Raw genomic sequence first — 18,396 nt, forward strand, 5'->3', positions numbered from 1 at the left:
GATGACGCAACTGGAGTATGCCATCGCAGAAATTATGGAGATCGCGGACGGCTTCGGGCTGGACTACTATCCGATGCGGTACGAGATCTGTCCGGCCGACATCATCTATACCTTTGGCGCCTATGGTATGCCTACCCGCTTCAGTCATTGGAGCTTCGGAAAAATGTTCAATAAAATGAAGATGCAGTACGACTTCGGCCTGAGCAAAATATATGAGCTGGTCATCAATTCCAATCCTTGTTATGCTTTTCTGCTGGAGGGGAATTCCCTCATTCAGAACAAGCTGATTGTCGCCCATGTGCTGGCCCACTGCGACTTCTTCAAGAACAATGCCCGGTTCTCGAACACGAACCGGGACATGGTCGAGAGCATGTCCGCAACCGCGGAGCGGATCAGCAAATACGAGCTGCAGTACGGAGCCGCAACTGTGGAGTCCTTCATTGACGCTGTGCTCGGCATTCAGGAGCATGTGGATCCCCAATTGATCCGCCCCATGCGCTACGATAAGCGAAGACAATTGGAGGAGCAGCATCGCCGGAGCAAGGAAGCCTTGCAGGGCTCCTCCCCCAGCGGTCCTTATGATGATCTGTGGGGCCTTGATTCTATAGAAGAGGCGACGCCAAAATCTCCGCCCGGCAAACCGGGAGGGCCGGATGTCTCCATAAGCTTCCCGCCCAAGCCGGAGAAGGATATCGTCTGGTTCATTCAGGAATACTCGGAAGCGCTCGAAGATTGGCAGCGGGACATCATGAGCATGCTTCGGGAGGAGATGCTCTACTTCTGGCCGCAGATGGAGACAAAGATCATGAACGAAGGCTGGGCTTCGTATTGGCATCAGCGCATCCTTCGGGAAATGGATTTGACCAGCGAGGAGACGATTGAATTTGCCAAGCTAAATGCATCCGTCGTTCAGCCCTCCCAGCAAAGCCTCAATCCGTACTATCTTGGACTGAAGATTTTTGAGGATATAGAACGCCGCTGGGACCGTCCTACCGAGGAGGAGCAGGTGCGATTGGGACGCGAGCCCGGGAAGGGACGCGAGAAAATATTCGAGGTCCGGGAGCTGGATTCGGACATTTCCTTCCTTCGCAGTTATTTAACTAAGGAATTGGTGCGTGACCTGGATTTATACATTTTCGAGAAGCAAGGGCCGGAGTGGAAGATCACCGACAAGTCCTGGGAGCATGTCCGCGATCAGCTTGCCTTGTCCAAGGTAAACGGCGGTTCTCCCTACATCGTCGTAGCGGATGGCGATTATCAACGAGCCGGCGAGCTGCTTCTTAAGCACCAGTACGAGGGCATTGAGCTGGATCTGAAATACCTGGAGCGAACCCTGCCGCACGTCTACCGCCTATGGGGCAAGAGCATCCACTTGCAGACCGTGGTGGAGGGCAAAACGGCGCTGTTTAGCTATGACGGGGAGAAGCATTATCGGAAGATTTTGTAGCCACATGTGAAGTGTTCCTCTTCAAACTTACGCCTTTTCTAAGGTAAGATGACGAGCAGTCTTTCCTCATTTGTGGGGGCAGACTGCTTTTTTTGCATGCGAATAGCGTTATAATAGAAGTCAAGAAAAAACAGGAGGATTACGATGAAAACAATCCCTTTACAGCAGCATGGTATTCCCGCCAGTCAGCTTGTGCTTGGCTGCATGCGTATGGGCGGAGACTGGGACAAGAATAGTCCGATCACAGACGAGCATTACAAAGAAGGACAAGCAGCGGTTGAGGCTGCTTTGGACATCGGCATCAATATGTTCGATCATGCTGATATTTATACTGCCGGCAAGGCGGAACAGGTGTTCAGCCGCGTTCTGAGCAATCAGCCCGGGCTTCGAGAGAAGATCATCCTCCAATCCAAATGCGGAATCCGGTTCGAAGACGAGCAAGGACCGCACCGCTTTGATTTTTCGGAGCAGCACATCCTGAACAGTGTTGACGGTATTCTAAGCCGTTTGGGCACAGAATATCTCGATATCCTGCTCCTTCATCGTCCCGATGCGCTCATGGATCCAGAGGAGGTCGCATCCGCCTTCCATAAGCTGAAGGCATCAGGCAAGGTTCGGCATTTCGGCGTGTCCAATATGGGACAAGGCCAAATCAAGCTGCTTCAACGTTATTGCGAGGAGCCGTTCGTTGCGAACCAGCTTGAAATGAGCCTGCGGAAGCTCGGATTTCTGGAGGTTGGAACGCATATTAACCAGGAAGAAGCCAAGCAAAATGTGTTCCCGGAAGGAACACTGGAATTCTGCCGCCTGGAAAATATTCAGCTTCAATCCTGGGGTCCGTTGGCTCAAGGCATCTATTCCGGACGCCCGCTCACGGATCAGCCTGAAAGTGTCGTGAAGACGTCAGAGCTCGTTCAACAACTGGCTAAGGAAAAGGGTGCGACCGCCGAGGCGATTGTGCTCGCCTGGCTGATGACCCATCCTGCCGGAATCCAGCCGGTGATCGGCACGATTAACACCGACCGGATCCGCGCCTGCCGGGAGGCGGCCACGCTGCGCTTGACCCGTGAAGAATGGTACTCGCTATATATCAGCTCACGCGGCAGAAAATTGCCTTAATACATGAAGCAGCAGCCCTGGATCAAAAATGATCCGGGGCTGCTGCTTATTTTATCGTTTATTTTCTAACATATCGCTTTAATCGCTAACCCGCCACCCGATCAACCGGTGAACGGCAAACAGAGAAATCAGCGTATAGACTAACATGACCAGACAATCCTGCATAACCCCTGGAGTCCAGCCTGCTGTCAGAATGGTCCGCATGGCATCCGCCGCATACGTGGTAGGCAGTACATAAGCGAGCCATTGCAATGGAAGGGGAAGCTGTTCCATCGTCACCATAACCGGCGAGAGAAAGGATATGACCATCATTAACGCCTGGCATAGCATATTGGTAAATTGAAAGGTTGGCGACCAGAACCCGAGCAGTATGCCTATGCCAACCACACTTGTCAGACTCAAGACCATGACCGGCAGCAATCCGGGAGACAGCGTAAGCTGAATATCATAGATTACTTGCGTCAGCACCCCCAGGATCAACAGGGAAGGAACCGTGTTCATCAGCCCCCTGAGCAGATTCGCGATCACAAAGTTCTGCTTGGATATAGGCAGCGACGCATAGAAAGTAAAGTGATTCTGGTGCTTCTGCATGGCAATCTCTTGCCCGAGTGAATTCATGCCCATAACAACCAGCCCAAATACCAGGTTGCCCGCAATGATCTGAACAATCATATCTTCGCTGGGATTCACGGTATAGAAACGCATAAACAGAAAAGTTGCCAGCGGATAGAGCGTAGCCATCAGAATAATCCACATCCAGCTGTCCTTCACAGTTGCAAACTGAATCCGGAACAATATGGATACTTCCAGACGCCAGCGAGCGAATCTACCGGATATCCGCGGCAGCCCTGTATCTGCAGACGGCATCAACGTATTCATGCCCCCGCCCCCTCTTTACCTTCATGATCAATATGAAAATAAACATCTTCAAGGCTTGGAGGCAGCACTGAAAATTCATCAATGGGCAGCTCCTCACTGGATACAATCATGCTCAGCACATCTCCCGCCTCCTCTTTATTCACCAGCAGATTCATTCGATTGGCTCCGTGCCGCTGAATAATTCCCCACCCTTTCAGGACTTCTTCAACATCGTCACTAGCTCCATACGCCGTTTGAATCTCAAATTTAAGCCGCTGATCCACACGCTGCTTGAGCTTGGTCACACTATCTAGCGCAAGCAAGCGTCCATGATTAATGACGGCGACCCGATCAACGACCTGCTCTGCCTCCAGGACGTTATGGGTGACCAGAATAACGGTAGCTCCTTCGAGATTATATTCGCTGATCAACTCCCAGACGAGGCGGCGTTTAGCGGGATCAAGCTCATTTGTAGGCTCATCAAGAATAAGGACGGGGGAGTGGCCGATCAGCGCCGTACCGATCCCGATCATCCTCTTTTGGCCTCCCGACAGCCTCTTCAGCTGTTTGTCTCTTGCTTCCGGAATTTCAAATCGCTCCAGCAGCTCATCCGCCTCCCGCATAGCCTGGGATTTAGGCATTCCCCGGAGTTGACCGGTAAACACAAGCGCCTCCCGGGCGGTGAGGGCATTCAGAACATGGGGCTCCTGGGCGAAATAAGCCACCTGGCCGGCAACCGTTCGGGTCTGCTTATAAACATCAATCCCCTTATAGAGCACCCTGCCCTCTGTAGGCTTTAGATGACCGACCAGTTGCTTGATTAACGTTGATTTGCCGGCGCCATTCGGTCCGAGCACCCCGACGATCTCCCCGCGTCTGATCTGCAAAGAGATCTCCTTGTTCGCTTTATATTTTCCCTTTTTATAGACCATGCTGACTCGCTCTGCCTCATACAGTATCTCTTGCACGATTGGCTCCCCCTTTCACCGCAACAGCATATCCTTACTTAGATCCATGAATGAGCCGAGCCGGTCTCGGTCAAGCACATAATAAATACGATTGTCTGCACGGGTTATCCGGATTAACCCGAGATCAATCAGCAGGTTCGTATGGTAGTTAATCGCGGCAGGGGTCAGTGATAGCAGGTGTGCAAGCTCCCCGCCATATCGGTTGCCTTGTTTAAGCAACGCTATGATCTCCAGACGCCGTTTATCGGAGATGACCTTGAGGAATTGCTCCACGGTCCCCTTATCTTCCCGCTGCAAAGCCAAGGCATGATTGCGGTGGCCTAGAATCAACCAGCTTGGATGATCCTTCTCATTGAAGTAACGGAAGTCGACTCTAATCTGTGAGATATAGCTGACATGGACCCGCGTAGGCTTGGCGATCAGTTCCGGGCCTGAATTGGCAATTTCGCGGAAGGCCTTCTCAGGCTCAGCAAGGAAATAGTCCTCAAATGCAGCGGCTCCCTCTCTTCCCAGCTGTCCCAATTGATCCCGTAAAGGGGTAAATCCATGCTCCAGAAAAGCTTGCAGCAGCAAGAGCGTTCTTTGCTTGAATTCCTCGGGAAACGTCGCAGCCTCCAGCAACTCGGCATGGTATTCTTCATCCGCCAGCAAGCGGGACTGGACCAGGGACACCAACAATTCTCTCTTTCGGCTCACCTCGGCAAAGGGATGCTCCCCCCGCCAATCCGGCGTTTCATGGGCATACATAGATTCCGCCAGCATCGCTGCCAGAAGAAGCGCATCCTGCTCCTGATACCTTGCCAGATAAGCTTCCGCAGTCTCGACCTCATCATCATCGTAAAATACCTGACTAAGCACGGCGTCCAAACGGTCATAGATCATCGATTTTCCGAAGTAACGGGACATCTCCCGCTTGATATGGGGCGAGAGCCGGGCATGAACCTGCTCCAGCATTTCCGAAAACTGCTGATCCGGGATGAATTGAATTTCACGGGCTATTCCGGGAATATACTCCGCCTTAGCGGTCATCGTTAGGGCTGCGATAAATTCAAGAGGTTCCCAATACCCGAATTTCATTTTTTGCTTGATGAGTCCGTTTTCCATATCTTCTTCTCCTTATGATATTTAATTTTTATTAAACATTATTTAATATTAGTTAAGTATTAATTAAACACATACTAGCATCATTTATTTTTCATGTCAATCCAGATTGTATGGAGCTTCATCTTTATAAAAAAAAGAACCGGATCTAAGATCTGATCCGGTTCTTCATAAAGCAAGTTCAGCAAGAGTTTATGTTAAGCCTGATAGCCAATTTTCCCATTCACAATCGTCATTCGCACCCGGGCATCCAGCAGTTGCTGCGGATCTCCTTCAAGCTCACGGTCCAGCACGGTGAAATCGGCGAATTTGCCGACTTCTATCGAGCCGCGCTCGCGAGCTTCTCCGGCGGCAAAGGCACTGCCCCTCGTAAATAGCGCAAGGGCTTCAGCCGTCGTCAGCTTCTCATCGGGCAAGTAGCCCTCATGGTCTTCCTCCGGCTTGCGGCGGGTAACGGCCGCATGCATTCCAAGCAGCGGGTTCAATGGCTCAATCGGCGCATCGCTGCCGCCTGCGCATACAATCCCCGCCGCGCTTAGCTTCTTCCACGCGTACAGGTATTCTGTGCGCTGCGGACCCACCCGGTCCAGCACCCAAGGGAAATCGCTGGCCACGAACCGCGGCTGGATGTCTGCTGCCAGCGGGAGCGCCGCCATCCGGCGCACCAGCCCCGCATCCAGCACCTGGGCATGGATCAGCCGGTCGGGCAGCCGGCTGTCCTGCGCCAGCGGGAACTGCTCCATCGCCCGCAGGGTCAGATCGGCGGCTCCGTCGCCGATCGCATGCACGGCGATGGGGAAGCCCTGCCGGCGCGCTTCGCGGACAATGGCAGCGATCCCTTCCTCGGAGTGGATCGCCATGCCCCGGGTCTGCGGAGCATCGCTGTACGGCGCCTGCAGCAGCGCCGTGCGGCCGCCGATCGCCCCGTCGGCGAAGAGCTTGACCGCGCCGATGCGCAGCCACTCATCCCCGGCGCCGGCGCGCAGTCCCCGTTCCTGCGCCTCGGCCAGGAACGGATAGTAGATGAGCTGGTGGGTCCGGAAGGCGATGCCTTCCTCCTCCCGCAGCTCATGGCAGATTTGCAGCATCGTCTCGATGCTGCCCAGGAAGCGCAAATCCTCGGTATGCGCGGCGGTTAGCCCCAGGCGCAGCGCATCGAGCCATGCGCGTCGGATGGCCTCTTTTTTCACCGCATAATCCGGCTCCGGCTGCACCTTCGTAAAGGCGGCGGATGCTTCTTCATAAACCCAGCCATTCAATTGCCCCGACTCATCCCGGCCAAAGGCCCCCGACTCCGGATCGGGTGTGTCTGCTGCAACGCCTGCTCTATGATATGCCTCTGTATTGGCGAGATAAGCATGGAAGCATGTCCGCGTCAGAAAGATCGGATGCCGCTCGCTGACTGCATTCAGCTCCTCCAGCGTCGGGGCTTCTGCCGGTGTGAAGTTGTTCTCGTTCCAGTTCAACCCCAGGATCCATTCTCCCGGCGGCGTTAATGCGGCCCGCTCACGCAGGAGGCGCAACATCTCCTCCTTGGAGGCAGCGCTGCTGAAATCGAGCATATCCAGCTTCATGCCATGCATCGACAGATGCATATGGGCATCGCACAGTCCGGGCAGCACGACCGCGCCCTCCCAATCAACGGTCCGGACATGACGTCCAGTGAGCTGAAGCTTCAGATCCTCTTTTCTGCCAATGGCCTTAATCCGGCCTTCCTCTACATACACCGCATCTGCAGCATTCAAGGCTTCGGTATCAACTAAGCTCGTCCATTTCCCGTTTATATACAATGTGCCTGCGGACACTTTAACCTCTCCCTTGCGTGCATCTGTTTGATATAGTTCATCTACCACAAATCCATTATCACTATCGTCCCGACTGCAACGGCGTATACCCTGTTTTCTCGATCAGCTCTTGCCCTTGCGGAGAGAGGATCCATTCAATCAGCTTATCGACATTCGGGTTGTCGCTTCCCGCCGTCACGGCATAAAACTCTGAAGCCAGCGGGTAGTCGCCGTTAACAATGGTCATCCGATTCGGGGTGACTCCATCCATCTCTAGCAAGCGGATATCTCCGTTCCGTACCATTTCAGTCGCGTAGAACAGGAACGAAAAACCAAGCGCATTCTTATGGTTCCTATAATCCGCCGTCCTCTGAATGATGCCGCCCATGCCGGACACCACATCCTCGCTTGGCGCCTCTGCCAGCTCCCGGCCTTCCATGATCTTTTGCAGCATCGTCTGACTTCCACTGCCCTCCGGTCTTTGAAAAGCACGTATTTCTTTATTCTCTCCGCCTACCTCGCTCCAGTTCGTGATCTCGCCCGAGTAGATGCCGAGAAGCTGTTCCGTCGTCAATCCCTCCACCGGGTTGTCCGCATTCACAAAAAACACAAATGCCTCCCGCCCGATCGGGGTCAGCTTCAGCTCCAGTCCGTTTCTGCGGGCCGCTGCCTTCTGCGGCTCAGACGGAGCGGCGGCGAAAATAAGATCCACTTTACCCTCGATTAAATTTTTATACGCTTCAGGCGTGGTGTTCACCATTACTTCGCTATCCTTGTAGGAATATTCCCGTTCAGGATACACAGCCTGCGCAAATGCCGCATACAGCGGATAGAGCGCTGTTGCCCCGTCAAGCCTCGGAAGCTCTGACGTCAGCTTCAAGGAGGAAGGCTCACTCAGTTCAGCCAGCTTGCTGCCCTCTCGGAAAGGCATATAATGATCCATATCCACTTCCTGATCACTAACTACAGGAATGCTGTTATAGTAGGCTTTCCAGACCTCATGTCCTGCCGAGGCCAGCGCCGCAATGATGATAATTCCCAGTAAAGACCACCTCAGGATCCGATGAAGACGTGACGTTATGAACATAAATAGAATTACAAATATAGCCGCAGCCCCTGTACCAATCAATATAAGTGCCGAATTGAATTGATCAATTCCCATTAGTGCCGTGAACCCGTATATGACAAGGCCTGCAAAGGCAATTCCGCAGACAGCTGCAATACTCAAAATAATTTTTACGATGATCTCTCCTGCTTGCTTCGCCATGACGTCCCCTCCTCATTGATTAATTATTCCATTGCAGATACAGCAATCCCTGCTCTTCATATGTACAAACCTTGAAGTTTATCCCCTTCATGCATCGCTTCATTCCCCCGCTCATAAGTTGTATAGGAGGACTAGCCTGACAATCCATCCCAGAGGGGTGATTTCCGTGACAACCATTACTTACAGCTCCCGAGCGCGTTTTTTCCGGCGGCTATGGCAAAAAAACATTCATATCCTGGCTGGCTCTCTAATCCAGGGCTTTGCCATGGGTGTATTTTTATTTCCGCATGCGATCCCTGCCGGCGGCTGTGCCGGGCTCGCTATATTACTCTACCATAGTCTGCAGCTCCCGGTCAGCATCGGACTCTGGGCCACCAATATTCTGTTTCTTCTGCTCGCTGTGCATCATTTGGGACGGGTCAGCGCTATAGGCACGATCATCGTCATCACCGCAACGGCGGTATCGGTTAATTTTTTTCAGGTCTATCTCCACTCCCCCTTTTCAAATGTATGGCTGGATTTGATAGCCGGCTCTGTCTTTCTTGGCGCGGGAATCTCGGTACTGCTGCGGGAGAGGTTCACTAACGGGGGCATCGGCTTCGTCGCGCTTGCGCTCGCAAGGCGGCGCAAAGTCAACCCCGGATCTACCCTGTTCTGGATGAATGCCGTCATTTTTCTGCTTACAGCTGTCGTCATTGACTGGAGTATCATCGTTCTTGCCCTGCTATGCCAGTGGATCTCTACAAGAATTGTAAAAATGGCATACTCCCCTGTCATGCTGCTCAAGCGGCCGTTGTATTTCGGGGTATGGCGAAAAAAGTAACGCTAAAAAGCCAGTTCATCCTTCTCAGGATAACTGGCCCTCGGTCTATTCATTAGCGGTTCAGCAGACTTCCTACATACCTTAACAGCTCATTCGCGCAGACCGGGCAATAGCCATGCTCGTCGATCAGCCGCTTCGATACCTCGTTAATCCGCTTCAACTGCTTTTCATCCGGCGTTTTAGTTGAAGTGGTGATTTTGACGATGTCCTTTAAATCCGCAAACAGCTTCTTCTCAATCGCTTCTCTCAGCCTGTCGTGATGATTGTACTCAAATTTCTTGCCCTTGCGGGAATAGGCCGAAATCCGAATCAAGATCTCTTCCCGGAAGGCCTTCTTGGCATTTTCCGAGATGCCGATCTGCTCTTCGATCGAGCGCATCAGTCTCTCATCGGGCTCCATCTCTTCATCGGTCAGCGGATCACGGATTTTCGTCCAGTTGCAGAAGGCTTCGATATTGTCCAGATAATTCTCGAACAAGGTCTTTGCCGACTCTTCAAAGGAATAGACAAAGGCTTTCTGAACCTCTTTCTTGGCGAGCTCATCATATTCCTTACGGGCAATGCTAATATAGTTGAGGTAGCGCTCCCGCTCCTCCTTCGTAATCGAGGCATGCTGGTCAAGACCGTCCTTGATCGCCCGCAAGATGTCAAGCGCCCCCATGCAGTGCAAATCCTGCTTGATCAGCGCGCTGGAAATCCGGTTAATCACATAGCGGGGATCTACCCCGGACATTCCCTCTTCCAGATACTCCCCTTGCAGTTCCTTCAAGTCTGCATCCTTATACCCCTCTACCTCTTCACCGTCATAAAGCCGCATCTTCTTCACGAGATCGACGCCTTGCTTTTTCGTCTCTTTCAGGCGAGTAAGGATGGAGAAAATAGCTGCCGCACGCAGCGCATGCGGGGCAATGTGCACGTGATTCATATCGCTCTGTCCAATCAGCTTGGCGTAGATCTTCTCCTCCTGTGAGACCTTGAGATTATATGGAATCGGCATAACAATCATGCGGGATTGCAGCGCCTCATTTTTTTTGTTGGCAATAAACGCTTTGTACTCCGATTCGTTCGTATGAGCGATGATCAGCTCGTCGGCCGAAATAAGAGCAAATCTGCCGGCCTTGAAGTTTCCTTCCTGGGTCAGTGAGAGCAGATTCCACAGAAATTTCTCGTCGCATTTCAGCATTTCCTGAAATTCCATCAGTCCGCGGTTCGCTTTGTTTAATTCGCCATCAAACCGATATGCACGGGGGTCCGACTCAGAGCCATACTCTGTAATCGTGGAGAAATCAATGCTTCCCGTCAGATCGGCAATATCCTGGGACTTCGGATCCGACGGACTAAAGGTCCCGATCCCGACCCGGTTGTCTTCGGATAGCAGCACTCGTTCTACCGCCACCTGCTCGATGTCGTTTTTATACTCATTTTTCAAGCGGAGCTGGCATACCGGGCATAAATTACCTTCGATCCGAACTCCCAGCGCCTTTTCCACCTCAGGCCGAAGCTCATGGGGAACCAGGTGAAGCGGATCTTCATGCATCGGGCAGCCGGATATCGCATAGACCGCTCCCTTTTCCGTGCGCGAGAACTTCTCCAGTCCCCGCTTTAGCAGGGTAACAATTGTTGATTTACCTCCGCTGACCGGTCCCATCAGCAGCAAAATCCGCTTGCGTACGTCCAGCCTTCGCGCTGCGGAATGAAAGTATTCCTCGACCAGCTTTTCAACCGCACGATCCAGTCCGAATATTTCCTGTTCAAAAAATTTATACTGCTTGCGGCCATCCCTTTCCTCCACCCCGTAGGATTCAATCATGGCATACACCCGGGCATGTGCCGTCATGGCAGGGGATGGATCCTTGACCAGCAACTCGATATAGTCCCTGAATGTACCGTTCCATGCCAACGATTCACTTTCCGCCCGATAAGCTGATATGCGTTCAAAAATTTCCATGCTCGCTACCTCCTGTACTCCGCTAGGTGTGGTTAGCATCTATCCTCAAGTGATCTGGCGGCTGATGAAGCCGGGCTTATGTCTTAAGTAATACAATCCTATGCAAAGGGAGCGGATAAGTTGACCTTGGGATATGATATAATTTTTCTATCCCTCACATTTATAGTACGTGTTCAAAAAGTCAATTTTTCAGCACGTAGAGGGATCTTCTTGACACACCTCTTCCCGATTTAACGGACATTATGTCTTCTTAGAGCTATATTTGAGGTGGATGGAAATGTAACGGACATTTTGTACACTTAGCTAGTAGATTTGAAGAGGAATGGGTGGATTAAGAGTTCTAAGTGGCGAAAATGTCCGTTAGCGATCAAAGTAGTCTGAAGCGGCTTGCTAACAGTCCAAAATGTCCGTTAGAGGACCAGTCGGTATGTTTTGCTTCCTTCCTTCTCTGATGCTAGGAACGAAGCAGTTACACAAGGGAGGCCCTGCGACGCGCAGCGGGTGTAACGTAGGTGTGGAAAGTGATCCCGCATTTGAACAATCTCTTATAGTTCATTTGGATACTACTTGGCAGAGAAAGAAAGGGAAGATCGCAATGGCAGTCCAGTACGAGACCGAATTATACGCTCCTTTGAAGGCATTTTTCGAGCAGAAGGGGTATTCGATTAAGAGTGAAGTTAAGCACTGTGACCTGGTAGGTGTTCATCCGGAGCGTCCGGAGCTCCTGATCGTCGAAATAAAAAAGACCTTCAATTTGCCTCTTTTGCTGCAAGGGCTGGAGCGCCAGAAGCTAAGCAGTGAAGTTTATCTGGCCGTAGAACGTAACCGGAGCAAACGTGGGGCCCATAATCAGCGCTGGAACGAGATCACCTTGCTATGCCGCCGGCTTGGGCTGGGATTGATAGCGGTCACCCATTTTAAGACTAAGCCTCCGTTCGTAGAAATCCTCTGTGCTCCCGGCGATCATGTCATTGTACCGGCTGCCAAGGTCATTAAACGGCGCTCTGAGCGTCTGCTCAACGAGTTTCATGAGCGAAGCGGGGATTACAATGTCGGCGGAAGCCATGGCACGAAGCTGGTAACCGCCTATCGGGAAAAGGCGCTTCGGATGGCGCTTGTCATGAGAGATCATCAGGGAATTGCGCCGCGCGAGGTCAGGGATGCCAGCGGTGTCGGGAATGCGGCAAGCATCCTGCGCAGCAATTATTATGGATGGTTCATTCGCGTCAGCCACGGGAAATACGCCCTTACGCCTTCGGGCATCGACGCGCTGTCTCAATATGCGGAAGTCCTTGAGGGGCTGAGCTTGATTGCCTCAGCCAGATCCGAGGAAGGATCATGATTCGTAGCGGGCTGTGAACGAGCTGACCTCTTCCTCCAGGCGTTCCAGCCCTTCGGCAATTTGCTCCGGGCTAAGGCCCTCAAATTGGAGAAGAATTGCATCTTCGCACTCTGAATCGCTCCCTACGGCCACCCCTCTAAGCAGCGCCGCCTTCCGAAGAACTGCCGGATGAAGCCCGGACGGCAGCTTCAGCCTTACTGCCGGTAATGATGTTCTCTGTACTTCCTCCTTTAATAACAATAATAAGCGCTCATCCTCCTTTTCCCATGCAGGCATCCACTCCAGAATATCTTCCTCCGTGCTGATAGAGCTTCTTCCATCCATGAATGAGATAAACCGCCCCTCTTCCAGATGCTCCGCCACTTCACGTTTCTGTTCAGCTGGCCAGCCGGACATGAATTCCTCCAGCCATTGCTCCATGTCGCTTCCCCCCGTCTATGATCATTACAACGATTGTACCTGAGCATAATTTGTCCTTACAAATTGCGCTTGAAATGCTTCTATTCTATGAAACTTGCAATCCTTTTGCACTGAGAGAAGGTGCGTGATAGAATGTAGACTGGAAATAACAACCCAGAGGTGATCTCATGTCTTACAACCCGAGTGACAGCGCCGAGACCCTTTCCCGAAGCAAGAAGAAACGAATTTCTCCGCTTGCCGTAATCCTGATCTGGATCATCTTGATCGGAGCAGGGGGAACCGGCGCGTATATGTATAGCAACCATTTAAAAGAAACGATGCTGCTAGAACTGGATGCGGCCATGGCTGCACGTACCGAAGCGATGAGAACCGAGTATTCAGCACAGCTGACCCAGCTTGCCAAGGAAGTGGACGAGCTTGAGTCCCAGGTCCAGAGCTTCAATGAATTGCTGGAATTCACCAAAGACAACACTACGAACAAGACGGATAACAGCAACCAGCTGTATACCCAGCTAAGTCAGGTACAAAAGCAGCTTGCTGAACTTCAGAAGAAGATGGACCTGCTTAAATGATGATGGATACAAAACGGATTAATCGCTTCTTCCTGCTGGCAACAGGGCCGCTGCTCGGGCTGGTGCTTGCCTTGCTGATTGGAGGAGCCGGCATAGCATGGACAACGGACGTAGAGGGTCTCACACAGGAGACAAATATTCCTGAGATAACTAGCAGTATCGGCAAAGAACTCGCCCAAGCGGAGGAGGCTGCCAAGCTGACGGCTTCTTCCTTGAAGGAGACCGCTGAGCTGTATCACAAGACAACCGAAACGATGGCCTCCATCAAGAAAACCGCTGCTTATACAGCGAATCGCCCGGAAGTGATCTATAATAAACGGATTACTGCCAAGCTGGGTACGCCTTATCAGACTATTCAAAGCGATAATATACGGATCGAGCTATATAAAATCAACCCTGGAACTTATAAGGGCTATGCGATGAAAGTGAAGCTTAAATCCCCCGATGCGATGAAGATGACGCTTGGGAAGGATGTGTTTGGAGGAGCGGAGACCACGCTGCAGGCCGCCAAGCGATACGGTGCCGTAGCCGGAATCAATGCGGGCGGCTTTGCCGACTCTGACGGCAAGCGTTATCCTATGAGCACGACGGTGCTGGACGGCAACTATTTAAGCGGCTTTCAACCGACCTACAAGGACTTGTTCTTCGTCGGCATGAACCCCTCCGGACAATTAATCGGAGGCAAGTTCAAGCAGAAGGAGGAGCTGGATAAGCTTCAGCCGCTGTTCGGCGCAACGTTTGTGCCTATTCTCCTGAATAATGGCGTAAAGGTAACGATACCTGACAAGTGGAAGAAGTCCCCGCTTCGAGCGCCGCGTACGGTCATTGGCAATTATAAGGATGATCAACTGCTCATCCTTGTCATTGACGGACGGGATGAGAAAGGAAGCTCCGGAGCCACGCTTGAGGAGGTACAAGCCAAGCTGTTCAATTTCGGTGTCCAGGATGCCTATAACCTGGATGGCGGAGGCTCGTCTTCGCTTGTCGTCAACGGAAAGGTTGTCAACAAGCCTTCCGATGGGCAGCTTCGTCCGGTCCCTACCCATTTTCTGTTCTTCAAGTAGGGGATTGGAACCAAAGATTTAAAGTCTATTGTGATATATATCAACAATTGATTTATTTTTAAAATAATCGAGGGTATAATAAGGGAAGGAATATCGGATTAACTACGGAGGTGCGTGACCGTGTCTTTCTCGCTAACGTTTTGGATTATCACACTAGTTCTTGCCATGTTTCTATGCGGTATTTTAACCTCTTCCTACAACGACGATAAAACAAAAGGTCTATAAGAGGTAGTTCAAAAAGTCATCTTTTGATCACAATGGTATTCAAGTGGTTGATTCGACATCGAATCTTGCGTTCACCCTCGAAGTCCAAGCGGATGCTTACGAGGTATGCTTCCTTTGGAAGCATTTCACTCATGTAGGTTCTGCCTACACTCCGTTCCTCCTTCTTCGGGTTCTCGCAACCTTCTCGGTGCTGAAAAGCTGACTTTTTGAACACGGACTATAAGAAGTAGTTCAAAAAGATCTCTATGAATATAAATAAGCTTCCCTTGGCGGGAAGCTTATTTATTTCCTAGGACCTCATCGCTCCTAAGCAAGCTGATTCATTTCGTGCAGGCATTGTGTGCAGATGGAACGTTCCTTGAATTCAGCAACCTGCTCCATGGATCCGCAGAAAACACATTTCGGACGGTATCTTTCCAATATGATGTGGTCACCTTGTACCAAAATTTCTACAGGATCCCCTTCATTCATTTGATATCTCTTTCGCAGCGATTTGGGCAAGACGATTCTTCCCAGTTGGTCCACTTTACGAACCACACCAGCAGGCTTCATACAGTGTAACACCTCTCCTGTAACATAAGTTATGTAAAAATAGAGCAAAATACCTATCTTCTATATATCAATTCGATACAATTTACAGGATTCCTGCTTCTTCGCTAACAATCGACAGATTTTATTCCATTCCCGGATAATCCAGCTGTCTTAACGCCTCGTACACGATGATTGCCGCGGAATTGGACAGATTCAACGATCTCACCTTGTCCGTCATCGGCATCCGCATCAGCGTGTCCGGATGTGCAGCTAAAATTTCGGGAGGAAGCCCTTTAGTCTCCTTGCCGAATACAAAAAAGTCGCCATCCTGAAATTCAAAATCCGTAAACCGCTTCTTCGCTTTGGTCGTGGCAAAGAAAAAACGGCTGCCGGCATATTTCTCCTCCACTTCACGGAAGGAATCGTGATATTCGATATGCACCGCATACCAGTAATCCAGACCTGCACGCTTCAAGGTTGCGTCATCTGTCCGAAAGCCAAGCGGGCGAACCAGATGCAAATGGATTCCTGTTGCCGCACAGGTTCGCGCAATATTGCCGGTGTTAGCCGGGATTTCAGGTTCTACAAGTACAATATGCAATGCCATGTTGATCAACACCTCGGAGAATGTATTTCCCGTCTTGGAGAAGCTCCAAAATAAAGCGGCAGCCCTGAAGGAAGCCTTCTGCTGCCGCTTCGGTCATTCTCCTATTATACCTTAACCATGCTGTTTCTGGAAATCAGCCATAAAATCTGTCAGAGCCTTCACACTCTCGTATGGCACCGCATTATAGATGGAAGCGCGCAAGCCCCCTACACTGCGGTGGCCCTTAAGTCCTACGAAGCCTTCTGCTTCCGACTGCTTGATAAATTGCTTCTCCAGCTCCTCCGAGCCGAGACGGAAGGTTACGTTCATGATTGAACGGTCCTTCGGATTCGCGCATCCCCGGTAGAAGCCGCCGCTTTGATCGATCGTTCCGTACAGCAGGTCAGCCTTGGTCTGATTCTTCGCTTCAATTCCTGCAAGCGCTCCTTGCTCTTCAATCCACTTAAGCACTTCGTTCACCATATAGATTCCGAAGGAAGGCGGCGTGTTATAGAGCGAGTCATTCTCCGCATGGGTGTCATACCGGAAGTAAGTTGGCAAATGAGCCGGAGAATTTTGCAGCAGCTCTTCACGGGCAATCACCACGGTCACACCGGAAGGACCCAGGTTTTTCTGAGCACCGGCATAGACGAGCCCGAATTGATTCAGGTCAAACGGACGGCACAGGATATCGCTGGACATATCCGCAATCAAAGGAACACCGCCTGTATCCGGGAATTGACGGAACTGGGTTCCTTCAATGGTCTCATTGGAAGTAAGGTGCAGGTAAGCCGTATTCTCCGGCAAGCTCAGCTTGCTGACATCCGGGATCGACATATACTTGTCCTCTTCTGAGGAGGCCGCAATAAACGTGCTTCCGAGGAGTTTAGCTTCTTTGATTGCCTTGTTTGCCCAGCTGCCGGTCTTCACATAGCCAGCTGTCTTGCCTTCAGACAACAGGTTCATCGGAATCATGGCAAATTGGGTAGTCGCTCCGCCCTGGAGGAACAGTACCTTATAACCCTTCGGATTTCCCAGCAGTCCCAGCAGGCGGCTGGAGGCCTCGTGATGTACCTCTTCATATACTTTGCCTCGGTGAGACATCTCCATAATGGACATGCCTGTCTCCTTGAAATCAACAAACTGTGCCTGTGCACGCTCAAGTACTGCAAGCGGCAGGGCAGCCGGTCCCGCATTGAAATTGTAAGCTCTCTTTGTCATTGCTCCCATCCCTTCTCTTCCGTGTCAAGCCTGGTCAAAGTTTTAGGATTATCATAGCAACTATTCTTTTTTCCAGCAAGACGATATTTCTCTCGAACATCAATAATTTGCAGAATTGACACATTAACGCTTTATTTTATCAAAGTGAATGGGCTATTTTGTATTTTCGGAGAAAAATTCATACGTCCTCGTCCACTTGATGCATTGCCCTGGTTCCGCTTCAATCCTGTAGAAGATTTCCGGCGAGACAACATAGCTCCGTCCCCACACCGCTGCATAGGATACCTCCAATCGGCTGACCTCCCGTACCCCTGCACCGCTTGGAAGGTGGAACAACTCCCACAAATAGGGCTTGCGAGTCCCATCGTAACCTCCCGTCCGGAAATAGAACTCGTGCTCAGGCACCTTTTCCCATATCACCCTTCCTGCATCGAACATCAATTCTTCACTTGTCTCTGCCTCGTCAACCTCAGGCTGCAGGGTTACCGGGAACTCCAGTCTATAATCAGGCCCGATGGAGTAACCGTTAATATTCAGAAAATTGTGGCAGTACTCCTCTGTAGACAGCTTCTTCTGTCCTGTATTATGCAGACTGTACTCTATAGACAGGCTCTGCCCATCAATGGAAATTCTCTTTTCAAGCAACGCTGCATAGCCTCCGCACTCCTCCGGCAGGGTTCTGAAGGTAATCTCTTCCGGGCTTCCCTGTTCGATCTCAACTTTAAAGGGCTGGACCGGATAATCTTTATAAAAGAAATACGGACCTTCATCGGTACGCGTCAGCAACCCTACCCCAAGCTTGGGGAATTGCTCCCCCGGCTTCGTGTCCTGATACCCAATAGCCTCCTTGATGCCAAATTCATGGCAAAGCCCCATTCCCCCGCCCTGTCCTTCAGTCAGATTCTCCGAGGTGCAGAAGCTGTGCCCTCCATCAAGCAGGGTGATGCCTGTGATCAATCCGTTCCATTCAAATCGAGTCTCGCGATAGCCTTCGCCGGGCTCGGCAATATCGACGGTCAAAATTCCATTTGTTAATTGGTACGCCATTTTTGAGTTCTCCTTCTTTCTTATTCAGAATAGAAACCCCGGAAGCCATCAAAAGCCGCCAGGGTTTCCTGTA

General features: G+C 51.2%; 17 protein-coding genes. 6 read left to right on the forward strand and 11 right to left on the reverse strand.

Going from position 1 to position 18,396, the window contains the following annotated elements:
• The first annotated feature begins 1 nt into the window (after nt 1).
• The gene (locus KI362_RS11735) at nt 2–1,447 is read left to right on the forward strand and encodes a SpoVR family protein (protein ID WP_212940938.1); all 1,446 of its coding nucleotides are present in this window, start codon (nt 2–4) and stop codon (nt 1,445–1,447) included.
• Nucleotides 1,448–1,591: 144 nt separating this feature from the next.
• Nucleotides 1,592–2,566 (forward strand): aldo/keto reductase, encoded by a 975-nt coding sequence (locus tag KI362_RS11740; RefSeq protein WP_301627378.1) that lies wholly within the window; start codon nt 1,592–1,594, stop codon nt 2,564–2,566.
• 78 nt (nt 2,567–2,644) lie between these two features.
• On the opposite strand, the gene KI362_RS11745 is transcribed toward KI362_RS11740, so the two are convergent.
• From KI362_RS11745 to KI362_RS11765, 5 genes are all read right to left on the reverse strand, one after another.
• Nucleotides 2,645–3,445: an ABC transporter permease gene (locus KI362_RS11745; RefSeq protein ID WP_212940892.1), complete on the reverse strand. Its 801-nt coding sequence runs from the start codon at nt 3,443–3,445 to the stop codon at nt 2,645–2,647.
• Nucleotides 3,442–4,392: an ABC transporter ATP-binding protein gene (locus tag KI362_RS11750; protein WP_301627379.1), complete on the reverse strand. Its 951-nt coding sequence runs from the start codon at nt 4,390–4,392 to the stop codon at nt 3,442–3,444. Before KI362_RS11750 ends, KI362_RS11745 begins: the two co-directional genes overlap by 4 nt.
• 15 nt (nt 4,393–4,407) lie before the next feature.
• Nucleotides 4,408–5,496 (reverse strand): ArsR/SmtB family transcription factor, encoded by a 1,089-nt coding sequence (locus tag KI362_RS11755; RefSeq protein WP_301627380.1) that lies wholly within the window; start codon nt 5,494–5,496, stop codon nt 4,408–4,410.
• Between the two features lie 194 nt (nt 5,497–5,690).
• Complete coding sequence (locus KI362_RS11760) at nt 5,691–7,238, reverse strand: amidohydrolase (RefSeq protein WP_374705657.1); 1,548 nt, start codon at nt 7,236–7,238, stop codon at nt 5,691–5,693.
• A 121-nt stretch (nt 7,239–7,359) separates the two neighbouring features.
• On the reverse strand, nt 7,360–8,544 hold the full coding sequence (locus tag KI362_RS11765; protein ID WP_301627381.1) for a PstS family phosphate ABC transporter substrate-binding protein: 1,185 nt from the start codon (nt 8,542–8,544) through the stop codon (nt 7,360–7,362).
• Nucleotides 8,545–8,710: 166 nt separating this feature from the next.
• On the opposite strand from KI362_RS11765, the gene KI362_RS11770 reads away from it, so the two are divergent.
• Nucleotides 8,711–9,367: a YitT family protein gene (locus tag KI362_RS11770; protein ID WP_301627382.1), complete on the forward strand. Its 657-nt coding sequence runs from the start codon at nt 8,711–8,713 to the stop codon at nt 9,365–9,367.
• A 52-nt stretch (nt 9,368–9,419) separates the two neighbouring features.
• Here the strand turns inward: KI362_RS11770 and KI362_RS11775 are convergent, their stop codons facing one another.
• Nucleotides 9,420–11,315 (reverse strand): PrkA family serine protein kinase, encoded by a 1,896-nt coding sequence (locus tag KI362_RS11775; protein WP_301627383.1) that lies wholly within the window; start codon nt 11,313–11,315, stop codon nt 9,420–9,422.
• A 595-nt stretch (nt 11,316–11,910) separates the two neighbouring features.
• Here KI362_RS11775 and KI362_RS11780 point away from each other — a divergent pair.
• Nucleotides 11,911–12,657: a DUF2161 family putative PD-(D/E)XK-type phosphodiesterase gene (locus KI362_RS11780; protein WP_301627384.1), complete on the forward strand. Its 747-nt coding sequence runs from the start codon at nt 11,911–11,913 to the stop codon at nt 12,655–12,657.
• Here the strand turns inward: KI362_RS11780 and KI362_RS11785 are convergent.
• A complete protein-coding gene (locus tag KI362_RS11785) occupies nt 12,652–13,077 on the reverse strand; it encodes a hypothetical protein (protein WP_301627385.1) in 426 nt (141 codons plus the stop codon). The two genes, KI362_RS11780 and KI362_RS11785, sit on opposite strands and share 6 nt — an antisense overlap.
• 167 nt (nt 13,078–13,244) lie before the next feature.
• Here KI362_RS11785 and KI362_RS11790 point away from each other — a divergent pair, with 167 nt between their 5' ends.
• Entirely contained in the window at nt 13,245–13,649 is a 405-nt protein-coding gene (locus KI362_RS11790) for a hypothetical protein (RefSeq protein ID WP_044477668.1), read from the forward strand.
• Nucleotides 13,646–14,713 carry a phosphodiester glycosidase family protein gene (locus tag KI362_RS11795; RefSeq protein WP_301627386.1) on the forward strand — a complete coding sequence of 356 codons (1,068 nt, stop codon included), beginning with the start codon at nt 13,646–13,648 and terminating at the stop codon, nt 14,711–14,713. The genes KI362_RS11790 and KI362_RS11795 overlap by 4 nt, the downstream gene beginning before the upstream one ends.
• A gap of 531 nt (nt 14,714–15,244) precedes the next feature.
• On the opposite strand, the gene KI362_RS11800 is transcribed toward KI362_RS11795, so the two are convergent.
• From KI362_RS11800 to KI362_RS11815, 4 genes are all read right to left on the reverse strand, one after another.
• Nucleotides 15,245–15,490 carry an AbrB/MazE/SpoVT family DNA-binding domain-containing protein gene (locus KI362_RS11800; protein ID WP_212940875.1) on the reverse strand — a complete coding sequence of 82 codons (246 nt, stop codon included), beginning with the start codon at nt 15,488–15,490 and terminating at the stop codon, nt 15,245–15,247.
• A 121-nt stretch (nt 15,491–15,611) separates the two neighbouring features.
• Complete coding sequence (trmL, locus tag KI362_RS11805; protein ID WP_044477665.1) at nt 15,612–16,076, reverse strand: tRNA (uridine(34)/cytosine(34)/5-carboxymethylaminomethyluridine(34)-2'-O)-methyltransferase TrmL; 465 nt, start codon at nt 16,074–16,076, stop codon at nt 15,612–15,614.
• A 111-nt stretch (nt 16,077–16,187) separates the two neighbouring features.
• Nucleotides 16,188–17,276, reverse strand: a complete 1,089-nt coding sequence (gene serC, locus KI362_RS11810; protein ID WP_212940873.1) for a 3-phosphoserine/phosphohydroxythreonine transaminase — start codon at nt 17,274–17,276, stop codon at nt 16,188–16,190.
• A 153-nt stretch (nt 17,277–17,429) separates the two neighbouring features.
• Nucleotides 17,430–18,323 carry a hypothetical protein gene (locus tag KI362_RS11815; RefSeq protein WP_301627387.1) on the reverse strand — a complete coding sequence of 298 codons (894 nt, stop codon included), beginning with the start codon at nt 18,321–18,323 and terminating at the stop codon, nt 17,430–17,432.
• Nucleotides 18,324–18,396: the final 73 nt, after the last annotated feature.

It is taken from the genome of Paenibacillus apis (assembly GCF_018333295.1).
In the GTDB taxonomy this organism is placed as follows: Bacteria; Bacillota; Bacilli; order Paenibacillales; family Paenibacillaceae; genus Fontibacillus; species Fontibacillus antibioticophila.

Coding starts and splice junctions, on each gene's coding strand:
- serC (WP_212940873.1), bottom strand. CDS start 17,276: ATGACAAAGAGAGCTTACAATTTCAATGCGGGACCGGCTGCCCTGCCG.
- KI362_RS11780 (WP_301627384.1), top strand. CDS start 11,911: ATGGCAGTCCAGTACGAGACCGAATTATACGCTCCTTTGAAGGCATTT.
- KI362_RS11795 (WP_301627386.1), top strand. CDS start 13,646: ATGATGATGGATACAAAACGGATTAATCGCTTCTTCCTGCTGGCAACA.
- KI362_RS11740 (WP_301627378.1), top strand. CDS start 1,592: ATGAAAACAATCCCTTTACAGCAGCATGGTATTCCCGCCAGTCAGCTT.
- KI362_RS11745 (WP_212940892.1), bottom strand. CDS start 3,445: ATGAATACGTTGATGCCGTCTGCAGATACAGGGCTGCCGCGGATATCC.
- KI362_RS11765 (WP_301627381.1), bottom strand. CDS start 8,544: ATGGCGAAGCAAGCAGGAGAGATCATCGTAAAAATTATTTTGAGTATT.
- KI362_RS11800 (WP_212940875.1), bottom strand. CDS start 15,490: ATGAAGCCTGCTGGTGTGGTTCGTAAAGTGGACCAACTGGGAAGAATC.
- KI362_RS11790 (WP_044477668.1), top strand. CDS start 13,245: ATGTCTTACAACCCGAGTGACAGCGCCGAGACCCTTTCCCGAAGCAAG.
- KI362_RS11755 (WP_301627380.1), bottom strand. CDS start 5,496: ATGGAAAACGGACTCATCAAGCAAAAAATGAAATTCGGGTATTGGGAA.
- KI362_RS11775 (WP_301627383.1), bottom strand. CDS start 11,315: ATGGAAATTTTTGAACGCATATCAGCTTATCGGGCGGAAAGTGAATCG.
- KI362_RS11815 (WP_301627387.1), bottom strand. CDS start 18,323: ATGGCGTACCAATTAACAAATGGAATTTTGACCGTCGATATTGCCGAG.
- KI362_RS11785 (WP_301627385.1), bottom strand. CDS start 13,077: ATGGAGCAATGGCTGGAGGAATTCATGTCCGGCTGGCCAGCTGAACAG.
- trmL (WP_044477665.1), bottom strand. CDS start 16,076: ATGGCATTGCATATTGTACTTGTAGAACCTGAAATCCCGGCTAACACC.
- KI362_RS11735 (WP_212940938.1), top strand. CDS start 2: ATGACGCAACTGGAGTATGCCATCGCAGAAATTATGGAGATCGCGGAC.